18 protein-coding genes and 1 tRNA gene are annotated in these 13,970 nt (G+C 63.0%); 8 read left to right on the forward strand and 11 right to left on the reverse strand.

Translation table 11 applies throughout. The annotated features are described in order from the left end of the window. Positions 1–4: 4 nt before the first annotated feature. Genes trpG through trpD form a run of 4 tightly spaced genes read right to left on the reverse strand, consistent with a single transcriptional unit; the run spans position 5 to position 4,021 of the window. A complete protein-coding gene (gene trpG / locus SM753_RS04820; RefSeq protein ID WP_323190738.1) occupies positions 5–652 on the reverse strand; it encodes an anthranilate synthase component II in 648 nt (215 codons plus the stop codon). Next, positions 649–2,325 (reverse strand): anthranilate synthase component I, encoded by a 1,677-nt coding sequence (gene trpE, locus SM753_RS04825; RefSeq protein WP_138798668.1) that lies wholly within the window; start codon positions 2,323–2,325, stop codon positions 649–651. Before trpE ends, trpG begins: the two co-directional genes overlap by 4 nt. Before the next feature lie 26 nt (positions 2,326–2,351). Beyond that, the gene (locus SM753_RS04830) at positions 2,352–3,020 is read right to left on the reverse strand and encodes a phosphoribosylanthranilate isomerase (protein ID WP_323190739.1); all 669 of its coding nucleotides are present in this window, start codon (positions 3,018–3,020) and stop codon (positions 2,352–2,354) included. Beyond that, complete coding sequence (trpD, locus tag SM753_RS04835; protein ID WP_323190740.1) at positions 3,017–4,021, reverse strand: anthranilate phosphoribosyltransferase; 1,005 nt, start codon at positions 4,019–4,021, stop codon at positions 3,017–3,019. Before trpD ends, SM753_RS04830 begins: the two co-directional genes overlap by 4 nt. Before the next feature lie 171 nt (positions 4,022–4,192). Here trpD and SM753_RS04840 point away from each other — a divergent pair. The 8 genes from SM753_RS04840 to SM753_RS04875 all read left to right on the forward strand — a co-directional run bounded on the left by SM753_RS04840 (position 4,193) and on the right by SM753_RS04875 (position 8,209). Further along, positions 4,193–4,267, forward strand: a tRNA-Val gene (locus SM753_RS04840). A gap of 85 nt (positions 4,268–4,352) precedes the next feature. Then, a complete protein-coding gene (locus SM753_RS04845; protein ID WP_138797993.1) occupies positions 4,353–4,604 on the forward strand; it encodes a hypothetical protein in 252 nt (83 codons plus the stop codon). Further along, positions 4,604–5,047, forward strand: coding sequence for a hypothetical protein (locus SM753_RS04850; protein ID WP_323190741.1), 444 nt, complete (start codon positions 4,604–4,606; stop codon positions 5,045–5,047). Before SM753_RS04845 ends, SM753_RS04850 begins: the two co-directional genes overlap by 1 nt. Next, complete coding sequence (locus SM753_RS04855; RefSeq protein WP_323190742.1) at positions 5,040–5,393, forward strand: DUF5658 family protein; 354 nt, start codon at positions 5,040–5,042, stop codon at positions 5,391–5,393. The genes SM753_RS04850 and SM753_RS04855 overlap by 8 nt, the downstream gene beginning before the upstream one ends. After that, entirely contained in the window at positions 5,390–5,932 is a 543-nt protein-coding gene (locus SM753_RS04860; protein ID WP_323190743.1) for a DNA N-6-adenine-methyltransferase, read from the forward strand. Before SM753_RS04855 ends, SM753_RS04860 begins: the two co-directional genes overlap by 4 nt. Then, positions 5,929–6,072 (forward strand): hypothetical protein, encoded by a 144-nt coding sequence (locus tag SM753_RS04865; RefSeq protein WP_323190744.1) that lies wholly within the window; start codon positions 5,929–5,931, stop codon positions 6,070–6,072. Before SM753_RS04860 ends, SM753_RS04865 begins: the two co-directional genes overlap by 4 nt. Then, on the forward strand, positions 6,069–6,308 hold the full coding sequence (locus SM753_RS04870; protein WP_323190745.1) for a hypothetical protein: 240 nt from the start codon (positions 6,069–6,071) through the stop codon (positions 6,306–6,308). Before SM753_RS04865 ends, SM753_RS04870 begins: the two co-directional genes overlap by 4 nt. Continuing rightward, a complete protein-coding gene (locus SM753_RS04875; RefSeq protein ID WP_323190746.1) occupies positions 6,305–8,209 on the forward strand; it encodes a hypothetical protein in 1,905 nt (634 codons plus the stop codon). The genes SM753_RS04870 and SM753_RS04875 overlap by 4 nt, the downstream gene beginning before the upstream one ends. Positions 8,210–8,544: 335 nt before the next feature. On the opposite strand, the gene SM753_RS04880 is transcribed toward SM753_RS04875, so the two are convergent. The 7 genes from SM753_RS04880 to SM753_RS04910 are packed head-to-tail and all read right to left on the reverse strand — an operon-like array spanning position 8,545 to position 13,970. Then, positions 8,545–8,961 carry a hypothetical protein gene (locus SM753_RS04880; protein ID WP_138798000.1) on the reverse strand — a complete coding sequence of 139 codons (417 nt, stop codon included), beginning with the start codon at positions 8,959–8,961 and terminating at the stop codon, positions 8,545–8,547. Beyond that, positions 8,958–9,365, reverse strand: a complete 408-nt coding sequence (locus SM753_RS04885; protein WP_323190747.1) for a hypothetical protein — start codon at positions 9,363–9,365, stop codon at positions 8,958–8,960. The genes SM753_RS04880 and SM753_RS04885 overlap by 4 nt, the downstream gene beginning before the upstream one ends. Continuing rightward, on the reverse strand, positions 9,362–9,655 hold the full coding sequence (locus SM753_RS04890) for a hypothetical protein (RefSeq protein ID WP_138798002.1): 294 nt from the start codon (positions 9,653–9,655) through the stop codon (positions 9,362–9,364). Before SM753_RS04890 ends, SM753_RS04885 begins: the two co-directional genes overlap by 4 nt. Beyond that, the gene (locus tag SM753_RS04895; RefSeq protein WP_323190748.1) at positions 9,652–10,026 is read right to left on the reverse strand and encodes a hypothetical protein; all 375 of its coding nucleotides are present in this window, start codon (positions 10,024–10,026) and stop codon (positions 9,652–9,654) included. The genes SM753_RS04890 and SM753_RS04895 overlap by 4 nt, the downstream gene beginning before the upstream one ends. 1 nt (position 10,027) lies before the next feature. Beyond that, a complete protein-coding gene (locus tag SM753_RS04900; RefSeq protein ID WP_323190749.1) occupies positions 10,028–13,564 on the reverse strand; it encodes a carboxypeptidase regulatory-like domain-containing protein in 3,537 nt (1,178 codons plus the stop codon). Continuing rightward, entirely contained in the window at positions 13,456–13,725 is a 270-nt protein-coding gene (locus SM753_RS04905) for a hypothetical protein (RefSeq protein WP_323190750.1), read from the reverse strand. Before SM753_RS04905 ends, SM753_RS04900 begins: the two co-directional genes overlap by 109 nt. Continuing rightward, complete coding sequence (locus SM753_RS04910; RefSeq protein WP_138798006.1) at positions 13,722–13,970, reverse strand: hypothetical protein; 249 nt, start codon at positions 13,968–13,970, stop codon at positions 13,722–13,724. Before SM753_RS04910 ends, SM753_RS04905 begins: the two co-directional genes overlap by 4 nt.

A 13,970-nucleotide genomic window follows, 5' to 3' on the forward strand; every position in this document is an offset into this window, starting at 1 on the left:
TCGGTCAGTCGAGTCGGTACTCCCGCAGGAAGTTTTCGATGACGTCGTGACCGACAGCCGTGAGGACGCTCTCCGGATGGAACTGAACTCCTTCGATGGGGTACTCCTCGTGGCGAACGCCCATCACCAAGTCGGTTCCCTCGTGGGCGGTCGTCGCCGTCACGTCGAAGCAGTCGGGAACCGCCGTCGCGACGAGCGAGTGGTAGCGGCCGCCGCGAAAGCCCTGATCGAGGCCCGCGAAGACGCCCACTCCGTCGTGTTCGACCGGGAACGCTTTGCCGTGGATCGGTTCGGGCGCGCGCCCGACCTCGCCGCCGTACGCGTAGACGGCCGCTTCGAGGCCGAGACAGACGCCGAGAGTCGGAACCTCGGGGCTCACCTCCCGCAAGACGTCGTTCGTGACGCCGATGTCCCGTTCGTTCGCCGGGTGGCCTGGCCCCGGGCTGATAACGATGGCGTCCGGGTCGACCGCGCGGACCTCGTCGAGCGTCGCTGTGTTTCGCAGGATTTCGGTGTCGACGCGTTCGCTCACGGCTTCAGAACCGCGTTCCGAACGGCCCGAAGAGGCGAGCAACGACTCCTCGACGTACTCCACGAGGTTGTACGTGAACGAGTCGAAGTTGTCGACGAAGAGGACGGTCGGCCGGGTCACGCGTCGCCCTCCGGGGTTGTCCCCGCGTCGGCACCGGCGGCGTCGTCCGCCGTTTCGATCTCCTCCAGGGCGACCAGCACGCCGCCCATCTTCTTCTCAGTTTCCTCGTACTCCGCGGCGGGGTCGCTGTCGGCGACGATACCCGCGCCGGCCTGTACGGTAACTCGGTCCGCGGTGCCGTCGCCGGATAGGGGTTCGGCGTCGGCCCTGTCGGGCGGAGTCGCGTCGCTTTCGACCGTCGCGGTGCGGATGACGATGGCGAAGTCGGCGTCGCCGGTCCACGAGTAGTACCCCACGCCCCCGCCGTAGAGGCCGCGCGGTTCGAGTTCGAGGTCGTCGATGATCTCCATGGCGCGTATCTTCGGCGCGCCCGAGAGCGTGCCGGCGGGGAAGGAGGCCCGCGTCGCGTCGAAGGCGTCGGGTGGCTCAGTCTCCCGACCCGCCGAACGCGGGGCGGCACCGTCCGACTCGTCCGCGGCGAGCGTCCCCGTCACAGTGCTTTCGATGTGCTGGACGTGGCTGTACTTCAGCACGTTCATGAACTCGTCGACGCGGACGCTTCCGGACTCGCTCACCCGCCGCACGTCGTTTCTCGCCAGGTCGACGAGCATCGTGTGTTCGGCCCGTTCTTTTCCGTCTGCAAGCATCTCCCCGGCGAGGCGGCGGTCCTCGACGGGACTCGCGCCGCGGTCGCACGTGCCGGCGATCGGGTTCGCCATCACTTCGCGTCCGCGGACCGAGACGAGCGTCTCGGGGCTCGCGCCGACGACGTGCACGTCGTCGTAACCGAGCAGGTACATGTACGGCGAGGGGTTCACGTCCCGCAGCGCGTCGTACAGGCCGAGCGGGTCGATGTCGCCGTACAGCTCGCGCTTGCGGGAGATGACGCCCTGATAGATGTCGCCGTCGAGAACGTGTTCTTTGGCTTTCCGGACGCTCTCCTCGTAGTCGGCCTGCGGACCGGCGGTCTCGGCCGCCTTTCGGAAACCGCCGGGGTCCGGGTCCGCAGCGTCGGCGAGCAGCGACTCGACGCGCTCGACCTCCGCACACAGGTCGTCGTAGGTCGCTCCGGCGTCGTCGCCCGGGCGGAGGACGGGCGTACAGACGAGTTCTAACGTCCCCGCTACGTCGTCGAAGACGAGCGTCTTCGTGTTCAGCACGAACTGCGCGTCGGGAAACCGAGACGGCGGCCGCTCCAGGCCGACTTCGTCCAGCCAGAGGTCGTACACCGCGTCGTACGAAAGGAACCCGACGAGTCCGCCTTCGAGATGCTGACGGTCGTGGTCCGGGAAGCCGACCGGGTCGGCGTCCGGCAGCGCTGACCGGAGGCAGTCGACCGTATCGCCGCCGTTCGGGTCGATCAGGTCGGCGTACCGGTCGTCGGTCAGCACGTCGACCGTCGTCTCCTCCGAACCGACCGTGACGGCGGCGACGGGGTCGTACCCCACGAACGAGTAGCGGGCGTGACGGTCGGCGGTCGACGACGTGGGGCGGAACGCCCCGTCCGGGTCGCTAGACGCGGTCTTCCCGGCGCTCTCTAGCAGAAACGAGTACTCCGCTGCCTCGGTGTCGGCCGACCGTCCGGTCAACGCGGCGTAGGCCGAAAGCGGCGACGTGTCGACGTCGAGTTCGGCGGCCGCGCGAACGACGACCGGACCGTCCGCGTCCGCCATGTCGACGAACGCCTCGCGGTCGACGTTCACGCTTCGGACCCCCGTTTCGCCGGTTCGGATCTCCCGGTCGCGGAGTCGACGAACCCGCTCACTGCGTCGTGGTCCTTGCGCCCCGGTGCGTTCGCTCGCTCGACGCCGCTCGCGACATCGACGGCGTACGGGTCGACGGTCCGGACCGCCGTCGCCACGTTTTCGGGCGTGAGACCGCCGGCGAGAACCAGCGGCGTCTCGAGGTCGGCCGTCGCGTCACGGGTTCGCTCCCAGTCGTGCGTCTCGCCGGTTCCGCCGCCGCCGTCCTCGCTGACGGAGTCGACGAGCAGGGCGTCAGCGACGCCGTCGTACTCGGCGGCGCGCTCCGGTTCCGCGGCGTCGACCGATTTGATCACGTCGGCGTCGACGGCGTCGCCGAGCGCCGCGACGGCCTCGGCCGAGAGGTCGCCGTGTTCCTGAACGGCGTCCGGGCCCACGCGGCCGACCAGTTCGGCCGCCGACTCCCGGTCCTCGACCATCGTCACCAGCACGCTCGTCACGAACGGCGGAACGGCAGCGACGAGTTCCGCGGCGCGGTCGGGCGAAACCTCGCGCGGCGTATCGACGGGAACGTCGCAGATCACCCCGATGGCGTCCGCGCCGGCGTCGACGGCCGCCCGGAGATCCGTCTCGCGGGTGATCCCGCAGATCTTCGCCCGCGTCATTTCGCTACGCCGGCACAGAGGTCAGCGAGTTTCTCGGCGGCTGCGCCGGAGTCGATAGCCGCTCGCGCGGCGTCGACGCCCGCCTCCAGGCTCTCGGCCTCGCCCGAGACGTAGATCGCCGCGCCGGCGTTCGCCAGTATGATATCCTGTTTCGCGCCCGTCACCTCGCCCTCGACGATGCCGCGCATGTCGGCGGCGTTCTCCTCTGGAGTGCCGCCGGAAACGGCCTCTATCGGGTGGGCGTCGACGCCGAGGTCGGCGGGCGTCAAGGTGTACTCGGTCGTCTCGTCGCCGCGAACCTCGGCGACGGTCGTTTCGTCGTGGACGGCGATCTCGTCCATCCCGGAGCCGTGGACGACCATCGCGCGCTCTACGTCCATCTGCGCGAGCGCTCGGGCAAGTACGGGGACGAGGTCGGGGTCGTACACGCCCACGACCTGCGCGTCGGCGCCGGCCGGGTTGGTGAGGGGGCCGAGTACGTTGAACACCGTCCGCATGCCGAGTTCCTTCCGCGGCCCGATGACGGCTTTCATCGCCGGGTGGAACACCGGCGCGAGCATGAACCCGATGCCGTCGGTCTCGATGGCGTCCTCGACCGCCGGAGGTTCGGCTTCGATGTGGACGCCGACCGTCTCCAGAACGTCCGCGCTCCCCGAGGACGAGGAAACGGAGTAGTTGCCGTGCTTGGCGACCGGCACGCCCGCGCCGCTGGCGACGATCGCGCTGGTCGTCGAGACGTTGATCGTGTTGTAGTCGTCGCCGCCCGTTCCGCAGGTGTCGACCAGCGGCGTCCGGTCGGGGTCTATCGTCCGCGCGGCGTCGCGCATCCCTTCCGCGAACCCGGCGATCTCGGCCTCCGTCTCGCCCTTCGAGCGGAGTCCCGCCAGCAACGCGCCGATCTGTGCCTCCGTCGCTCCCTCGAAGACGGCGGTCGCCGCCTCCCGCGCCTCCGCTTTCGTCAGGTCGGTTCCGTCGGTGACTCGTTCGATATGTTCCTGCATGTTAGGGAACCAATGGACTAGTCCGTGTTAGAATGTACAAATGAGTACATCATATTAAGGCTGTCGGCGCGTCCGGAGGACCGGAACGTTGGCGATCCACATACGGCGGCCCAATTCGAAACCTTCAATTAGGGTCGCCGGATACAAAGAAGTGGAAGCAAGCGCCAGACCGGGTTTGTGGTCTAGTCTGGTTATGACACCTCCTTGACATGGAGGAGGCCGGCAGTTCAAATCTGCCCAAACCCATACGATATAAAAGTAAACCGGCACGTTCTGCCGGTTTTGTCCCTCCTCAAACAGCCACCGCTCCGCAAAACTCGGGGTGGTCGGCGTGAGCGTCGAAACCGCCAAGGACTACCGCGATCCTGAGAAACTCCGCGAGGCGTACGAGCGCCACGACGGAACTCTGAGGGATGTCTTCGACGAGTTCGACGCGAGCGACCGCCACCTCCGCCGCCTCCTAATCCAACACGATATCCACGAGGGTGACGAGCGCCAGTACTACCGCGACCTCGACGAACTGAACCCGGAGGACCTCGGTCTCTCTCCGCTCGCGGACGACCACAACGGAGGCGAGAACTGATGGGGTGCAACCGCTGCGGACGCCGCACGTCGCGACGCCTCTGTCGGGACTGCGACCGAGAACAGCGCCAAGCCGAGCGCGTCGACACTGACTACGGTTGGGCCACCGACACCGAGACTGACGAATCCGACGACAGTGCCGACGACGAGGAGATCGTCCCCGACGGCGGACACGAGATCCTCGGGGATGCACTCGAACTCGTCCAGGAAGCCTCGTCACCGCTGGTCGACACCAGTGACCGCCTCGACGCGCATCTCTCGCTCGCCCATTCAGGCCTCGTCAACGCTGGCTTCGTCGACGGCCATCGCGAACAGCGCCTCGAGGAAGTCGACCGCCACCTCACCGCCGCTGCTGACCTCACCGACGCCGAGAGCGTCGTCGTCCCGACGCGGAACGCACGCCAGTTGCTCCGAGTGGTTACGGGGGGTGGTCGCGATGACTGAGGCCAGCGTCGGCGTCACGCTCGACGACGGCCTCGCGAAGACCGAGTTCGGTCTGTGGACTGGACTGGTCGCACTGATCGCGATCGATCTTGGGACGACTACGCTCGGACTGGCCGTCGGCGGAATAGAACTCAATCCCATCATCAGAGCGGCCGTCGACGCCGGCGGGGTTGTCGGCATGATCGTCGCGAAGGGCGTGGCGCTGGCCGCCGTCGCCGCGATCGTGGTATGGGCGGGTGATCGGATCGTTCGACTGTACGCGTTAGGAGTCGGGACCGTTCTCCACGCGATAGCCGTCGCGAACAACCTCGCCTGGTTGCTCGTTATCGGCGGTGGTGTCGTATGAGCGACGAGAGTGGTACGTGTACGGGCGGTGCTGAGCGTCGAGAGGGTGCCGGTCAGGCCCAGCTCGTCGGCGACCTCGTGGAAGGGTCGGACAAGGCGAATACACCGCTTGAATACGTCTCGGACATCTCCGAGATCCTCAGTGGCTTCGACCTCGACCCGTGCGCTTCGCAGTCGTCGAATCTTGCCGCCGAGAACATCCGCGAGAACGGCGGTTTGTCCCGTTCGTGGGACGAATACGGGACTGTCTGGCTGAACCACCCGTTCAGTGACCCCGGCCCGTGGCTTCGCAAGGCTGTCGAGTGCCAAGCCGAGACGGTCGTCGCGCTGTCGAAGTGTGACCCGTCGGCGGACTGGTTCCACGACTACGCGCTTCAGGCCGATCTCTTGGCGTTCCCCGACGAGCGCGTGAACTTCATCGGCTACGAATGGGACGCGGCATTCCCGGTGGTATACAGCGTCTACGGCCATGTTCCCGGCACGCTTCGGGACTGGTTCGAGCAAAACGAGGAGTTCAGCGGCTGGGTGGTGATTCCATGACGGACGACCCTGAGCGCTCCATCTACCTCGCTGGCTCTGGCTACGTTGAGGTCTACGAGCCCGACCTGGAGACGCCCGAGTTCCTCGAACTCGTCGCTAACGACGTTCTCCCCTTCGCCTCGGGAGGTGACGGCGCGTGAGCGAACGGAAGATCGCCGAGTGGCAGGAGCGTCCGTACACTGCCCACGACCGGCGGCGAGCGACGGTCTACCACCGCGTCATGCTGTTCGTCTACGAGCACGGCGTCGACATCGAGCACCAAGCGAAGGGCGACGAGGACGCTACTGTCCCGACCGAGTGGACGCCGGTGAACGTCTGGGAGGTTCGGAACGGCCGCGTATCGAAACTCCGCGGCCGGGAGGTGCTACGGTCGTGACCGATCTCGATGAGCAGGACGCGACCATCTTCGAGGCCGCGGCCCAGCAGTCCGGGACCTCCGATCCCGACGCTGGCGATCCGAACTATGTCGGCGACCGTCCCGACGTCTTCGCTGCCTGTCGTTGGTGCGAAGAGGAGTTCGAGACGCTCACCGCCGAGCGATCGCACGAGTGTTCCGAACGCCGGCGACACTCTCGCTGGAAGCCGGAGGAGACGATCCCGACTATCCGGCCGGGGACGCACGAACTCGGCGCACACGTCCTGTTCGCCGACGAGGATCACGGACTCTCGCCGTTCTTCGCGGTCGCGAACGCCTTCGACGACGTGATCAACCAGCGCGTCGATCTCTTCGAGTTCGACGACGAGGACTGGACGTTCTGGTACAAGGACGACGGTCCAGAGAGTGACTCCTCCGGGTGCAAGTACTGGGAGGGGAAGATTGCCGCTCGCCTCGAGGATTCCTTCGAGGCCAACAACGAGTACCAGATCAAGGTGGTCCAGGAGGACGACGTCGAGCGGCGGTACGCGAACTTTCAGTTCCGTCCCTCGCTTCCCGATCCGATGCACGTCGACACGGGAGACCCCATTCAGAGCCTTCCGGACGACCTTCCCGAGGGCGTCCGCGTGCAGGTCGACAGCGCGAACCTCGATCCTGACGAGGTCCTCGAACTCCTCCGGACGGTCGCCGAACACCTCGACGTGAATACGGACTACTTCGGCGACGACCAGATCCACCCGTGGAGCCGCTGCTACAACCTCGCGCAGTACGTGCGCACGAAGCGGGAGATCTCCGAGGAGAAGATCACGAACGTCGACGGTCTACTCGACCAACTCGCCCGCTTCGGACGGCAATCTGGCGGACGCGGTGAGTACGTCTGGGACAACGTCGAGATACAGGGCCATCGCAACGCCGTCGCGATGGACGAGATGACCTGGGAGAAGCTGATGGCGGGACGCACCCGCGAGATCGCGACCCTCATCAAGTCCTACCACATGCAGGACCCGAACAAGGTTCCTCAGCGCGTTACCGACCACCCGAAGCTCGAGGTCCAGTACTCGACGGAATACAGCGAGCGCGGGACGATCCCCTGGACCGCTGAAGAGGACGGCGTCTTCGACGTCCGGGACCTCCAGCGAGAACTCGATGAGAACCTCGTGAACGCCCTTCACTGGGCTGGCCTGGACACGCGGGCGAATCCTGACCACTACGTCCCGGACCAGTACTGGGACGTGACGGAAGACGAGCGCGAGGTGGCGCTGCACGAGTGTCCGTTCGACGCTCTCGAAGAGATCGAGGGCGACATCGCGACCCAGCACTTTAACCGACCCGACGCGACGGACGCCGAGCGAGACGTCCTGCGTGCATTCGCCGACGGCGGGATGCTGACCTACGAGGAGGCTGCTGTACGCTCCGACACGTCGACGTCCACGGTCTCGCGTGCGGTCCAGCGCTTCGAGTCCGTGCTGGCGAAGATGGGGAGCAAGGTTGGCCTCGAGGACGATGTCGTCCGGACGAAGGTCCAGCAGCTGTTCGAGAGCGTCGAGCGAGCGGTGAAGTACGTCGACCGAAGTCTCTCCGACGTCGTCGACGAGATGGATGTCCTGAAGACGGAGGACACCCCGTTCGCCCGCTGGATGCGGAAGTACGGCGTCACGGGCGGGGAGAAACGTGATGGCCTGGAACTGGAGATCACCGCCGGGAAGATGTCGAAGTACGATGTCCAGAGGATCCTCCGCCAGGGTCTCGACGCTGCTCGGGCGACCGGCTCGCACGTCGTCGAGACGGTCCTGGAGTCAGAGCTGACGTGGCACAGTCTCAGCGAGGGCCGCCGGACCGAGGTCTCGCCGTTCACCTTCGCCGGCGGTGTCGTGCGCATCCTGGGTAACCCCACCCGGTAGCGCACGACGTCCGAGTGGCAACACTACTCTGATCCCTCTGTTTTGCAACCCTACTTGAGTAATTCTGCTTTGAGGACAAGTCAGATAGTCCGACGATGATTTCGACCGCCAGATTTTGGGTTGCGATCCTGTATCATCTATATGGTATGTTCCGGAGATTGGGCGGGGACCCCTTAGGGAGTGTGCCTAAGGGCACAATAGAATAAGAACCACCGCACCGCTACAGCTCCACCTGATCCACATGAAACACTGGAAACGGAGGATCTCCCGCAGGGATAAACTGCCCTGTGAGATTCTAAACCGTCCACGGAACTACTCCCAGAAATGATCTGATGCTATGACTGTTCGTCAGCGTCGTTGAAGGGATTCCGGTCGCCTCGCGACGGGTACGCGTACACGATCCAGTTCACGAGCAGGCAGACCGCGATAAGCAGAGACAGTTCCGAGGCGGCCGAGGGAGCGCCGAGTAGCCGAGCCACCGCGACACCCAGACTCCTGACCGCTCCAGCAAGAAGCGGCAGGAACGGAACACTGAGCAACCCCATCGCCACACCGACGATCGTCGGCGCGAGATGAGTCACGCGAACCCAGACCACCGGCGTTCCCCGCTCCCAGTCGATACGTGTCTGTGCGCTCGCGCCGTCCCACTCGAACGATGTCGACGCGAACGGACGGGCAAACAGCGCGTGCGTGACTTCGTGTAACGGCTCTGCCGGCGTCAGGAGCGTCCCAAGCAGACCGAGGAGACTCATGCCGCCGACACCTCTCGATCCATGTCGCTCGGAGTCTCCGGGCCACGGAGCGCCAGCACGAGCGGATCGAACGCAAGGACGAACAGCCAGTTCACCGCGAGGTACGTCCACGCAACTCCACCCAGAACCGTCGGGAACCCTGCGAACGAGGTCTCCATTACATATCCCAGCACCGGGATAGCTAACGCGATCATTGTCGAGGAGAGATGGACGATGACGACGGCCCAAGGCTCGATGCGCGTCAACTCGCAGGCAGGAGCCGCCCGCAGGACCGTCGTATCTCGGCACTCTGGATGATTCCCAGATATCCAGAAGAAGCCGAGTTGCGTCGACGCGTTCCGGACGAAGATGCCCGCGAGGAACAGCATCTCGACGACATCGCGAAGTTCAGCGCGCCAGTTCATCGGAACCTCTGGATCAGTCCAAGAACTGCGATTGCTCCGGCGATCCAGAACACTCCCCAGGCGACTCGGGAAAGGCCGCCCGGAAGCATCGGGATCAACGTCCCGGCGAACAGCGTCAGCAATATCGCCGGGAGCGATGCGTCTCCCGTTCGCGAGTAGATCGGGATCACGATGATACCGACGACGAACATCGCGAACGTCCCCTCGCCGAGTGACTGGACGACCGAGTCGAACAGCAGATCAAACCAATCGCCCTCGACGAGCTTCCGCATCGGTTCGGACTGGTTCATTCGACGACCACCCCGCGGATGAGTTGGATCGCTGCGAGTGTGTAGATCGGTCTGATGACCAGGTTCATCACCGGCCAGACCATCCATCTTGGGAACCCGACGGTGATGAACGCTGACTTGGTCGCTCCTAACAGAATGAACGAGTCGACGAAGTAGCCGACTGCGGCGACGGTGAACCCGAGATAGTCGCCGATTCCGCTCCCGGCGCTCTCGAGTTCACCATCGGACCGGTCGAACTCCTGGACCTCGTCAGAGAGTCCCGTGTCGGGGGAGACTCCGACAACGTCGTTCATCCCGGAGAGGTCCATGACGACTGCGGACGTGTTCAGACAGAGGATGACGATGAGAATCGTCACAGCTCTCATCCCCATCTTACCCACCCCCCAGCGGTTTGACCGCCGAAAACAGGGCGAGGAACCCGGCGAATCCCAAGGCCGCGGGATGGATGACAACCCAGCCGAACCACGATAGCACGAACGCCATCGAGACGACGATGATACCGCCGGTGCGATGCAGGACGCCGGCGACGAGTCCCGTCGTGGCGACGATGAGAACCTGCCCCATCAGCGAGAGCCATCTCGAATCTATCGGGAGGGGTTGCTCGGGGACTTCGCCGAGTTGCACTGTCAAGTTGAAGTCCTCCCCGCTCCGGTTTCCGTAGACCTCGACAACGAGATTCATGTCGGACTCGTTGTCCGTCAACGGGAGCGTCTCGACGTACTCGCCGATATTGTGCTCCGTCGTCTCGTAGATAACGTTCGACTCGTTCCCGCGCTCATACACGGTGATCTCCAGGCGGTCGGTCTGAGCAGAGTCATTGTACTCGAGGCGCAGTTGGTCCTCGTCTTGACGTAACCTGGCATCAAACTGGACGTTCTCGTCATCCCCTGGGTCCCAGACGATCGTCCCGATGGTCAGCGTCGTCGTCTCTGATTCCTCGGCGATATAGCTTCCCAGAACGCGCTGGTCGCCTTCGTCGTTCCGGATGATGAGTCGGTAGCGTTGCCCGGTTTCCAGCGTCGCAGTAAACGACTGGTCGGCCGCGAAGTAGTCTCCCAGGACCGTCTGCCACTCCGACCCGCTGGTCCCGGAGTAGTTCATCGACCGCTGGATGATGAGCTGCGAGGACGTCGACGGGAAGTTGCCAGTCTTGTCCTCCAGGAGGAACGTTACCTCTGCTGCTGAGGTGTTGTCTCGAAACAGATAGATGCTCTGCTGGCGGGTGATGTCCCGGATGAGGATCCGGCGGTTCTGCCACCCGTCGGCCCGTGCCGTCGCGACCAGGGTCTCGTCGGCAGGCAGGCCAGTCAGATCGATTGAGCCATCCGAAGTTGTTCGCGTGATCGTCTCGTTGCCGGCGTAGAACGTCACCGAGACGGTGACGTTCGTTCCGTTGATCAGCTCCTCCGGGTTCGCCTGGTCGCGGATGTACAGCGTGAACATATCGTTCGCACCCACGAACACGGACTTCGACTCGGAGTCGGTCTGTCCCTGGTCGTCTTCGACCTCGAGGGTGACCTCGTGGACTCCGTTATTGCTCGGCGTCCAGGTGGGAGTCGCTCCGGTTGCGACTTGCTCGCCGTCGACGTACCAGCGGTAACTCTGGACGCCGCTCTCGAGGTCTCGCGACAGCGTGCCGTTGAGAGCAACCTCTTCACCGACGATCGGATTGTCCGTCGACACCTCGAAGTCCGCTATCGGCGGGTTGTCGAAATGGACCGTGTCGTCGTCATCGTCACCCTCGTTCCGGTCGACGGGATTGTCGCTATCCTCCGACCCGACGGTCACCGTCACGATGTGATCCGGGTCGTCGGACCAGTCCTCGGGGACCAATTCGCCAGCGGTCGCTCGGTCCCCGTTTTCGTTCTGGACGTAGAGCCGATACGTCTCGCCCTCGCGAATCTGGATGGTCGGCTCGTCGAGTCCGAAGTGTGTCCCGTCGACGACCTCCCAGCTGGAAGAGTCACTATCGGACGCCTCGACGATGAGATAGCTCTCAGACAGATCGAACAGTCCCGTGTGGTCGATGAGGTTGACCTCCTGGGACCAATGCGATGAGTTCTCGTCGTTGAGGGTGACCGTGAAGCTCCCTTTCGTGTCGTTGATCATCACCGTCCGATTGCGGTAGCCGGACGTAGAGACCGTTAGCTCGTAGGTCTCGTTGTTCGGGTGGGAGGCATCGTCAAATGCATCGTCGAGTTTAGCGTACCCGTCACTCATTCCCCAGCTTGTTTCGTAATCCGACTCTGTCGAGCTGAAATCGAGCGAGATCGATTGATTATCGATCAGTTCGCCGGAGGCGTTCACGACGGTGACATCGCCGCTCGCGTAATACTTGTCGAGCTGAAGGTTGACCGTCTCGCCCGGCGTCGTGTAGTTGACTGTTTTGTTCGCCTGAACGTTGTCGTGGACCGCTCGCACACGATAGGTTCCGTTCTCAGTGAGTTGGTACTCGTACTGTCCGCTGCTATCAGTAACAAGTCTCTCGACGGTGTCGCCCGTGCTTTCGTTGATGATCGTGACCGAGGCATCGGCGATCGGCTCACCAGTTCGGTCTGTGACGGTCCCCTCAAGGAGGTAGCCCTGGAGAGTAAAATCGACACCAGTGATGTCGCTCCCAGCGACAGTGACAGTCGTCGTATTTGCGGAGTATCCCGACGCTCGAGCTTCGATCTCATACTCGCCATCCTCAAGGCTGAGCGAGTATTGACCGTTCGAATCCGTTGTCGTCTGAGCGATTAACTCTCCATTGCTATCATACGCGTCGACTTCCGCGCTCTCGATCGGGTCCCCTGCGTTATCGGTCACTTGTCCGTCAATTTGTGAGCCTGACGGACGACGCACATATGATACCGTCCAGACATCGTCGCTATGAACGGATGCGTTAAACATCAAACTGAGACTGCTATCATAGACACGGGGTCCATTATTGCTGGACCTGTCTCCGACGATCATCTCGTTATTTGGCGAGATCGCCACGTCGAGATCTCCATTATCTACGCTATTGAGTAAAGTTCCGTCTGGCTCATACGTTTCAAGAGACCCGCCGTTTGCCATTGTGACTCTGAGGGTATCGTCTGGAGCATACCCCATCCCGTAAGCAACATATGAGACACTAAAATTAGTAAACTGAGTGCCGTTACTCCTCTGATATCCGTGGACTGCATTGTTGTCTGAGTCTCCAAACCAGTAATGAGATCCGTTAGTGGTGACCGCGTCAGATCGATATAGATGTGAATAAATTTCGCTTCCCGAGTTATTCAGAACATATGCTCCATCCTTGCCACCCGCAGCGTAGACATATCCGTTCGGTCCAACATCGATCGACTGTCCGAACGCTCCGTTTGATCCTCGACTGAAATTCCAGTTTTCGGAGCCCCCTGTTGTGAACTCCTTAACGGTAAACCCGGATTTGACCGTGATTGTGTAAAGTCGGTCGTCGTGATACTCTACACCGAAACCGGCTCCTCCGATTGGCTGGCTCCACTGTTGATTTCCATTGCTATCGTATTGGAACAGGTCACCCGATTCCGTAAGGGCATAGACATTGCCGTTCGGATCTGTTGTCGTCCCGCGGACGGGCGAGCCGAGGTCTCGCGACCAGACTACAGTTCCAGTACTGTCCAACTTCTTAAGCGTGCCATCGTCCGACCCCGATATCCAGTATTCCGTTTCAGTTTGAGTAGTCGACATTGTTGCGTTAGCGGTATCCCCTGCTGCGAGAGGAATTGCAGAAAATCCGCTACCGATCAGTACCAACACTAACGCAATTGCCAGTCGTTTTCTGGACCGGTTCCGCGTCATCGTGGGAACTGCCTCCGATTTCGTTCCTCCTGGACGCCGCCGACGATCCAGTACACGATCGGCGTGAGGATCAGTATCGCCGGGACCAGGTAGGTCCCGACCCATTTCAGTTGCTTCGCGATTTCCCAGAACGGACCGTTTTTCACCGAGTCCATCGACAGCATCAGGCCCCAGATCTCCGGGACCGCTCCCGCGATGAACAGCACGTAGATGCCGGCCATCAGCAAGTACACCGACGCCATGACGGCGCGCCAGATATGGCTCATGTGAGTGGCCTCCGGTTCTCGAGGATGCCGACCGCCAGCATCGAGATGAACACGCCGATGAGACCGATCAGCGCCCAGTGGTCGATGATCGACCAGAGCCAGCCGATCGGTTCGCCGACCGTGTTGCCTCCGAGGTCTTCCGCTATCGGGAGCATCACGCGGAAGATCTCGCTCAGGATGGCGTAGCAGATCATCCAGACGGCCCAGGTGAGCGCGGCGATTACGTAGCTCTCGAAGGTCGCCAT

Origin of the sequence: Halostella sp. PRR32 (assembly GCF_034808085.1) — an archaeon.
GTDB classification, from domain to species: domain Archaea; phylum Halobacteriota; class Halobacteria; order Halobacteriales; family Natronoarchaeaceae; genus Halostella; species Halostella pelagica.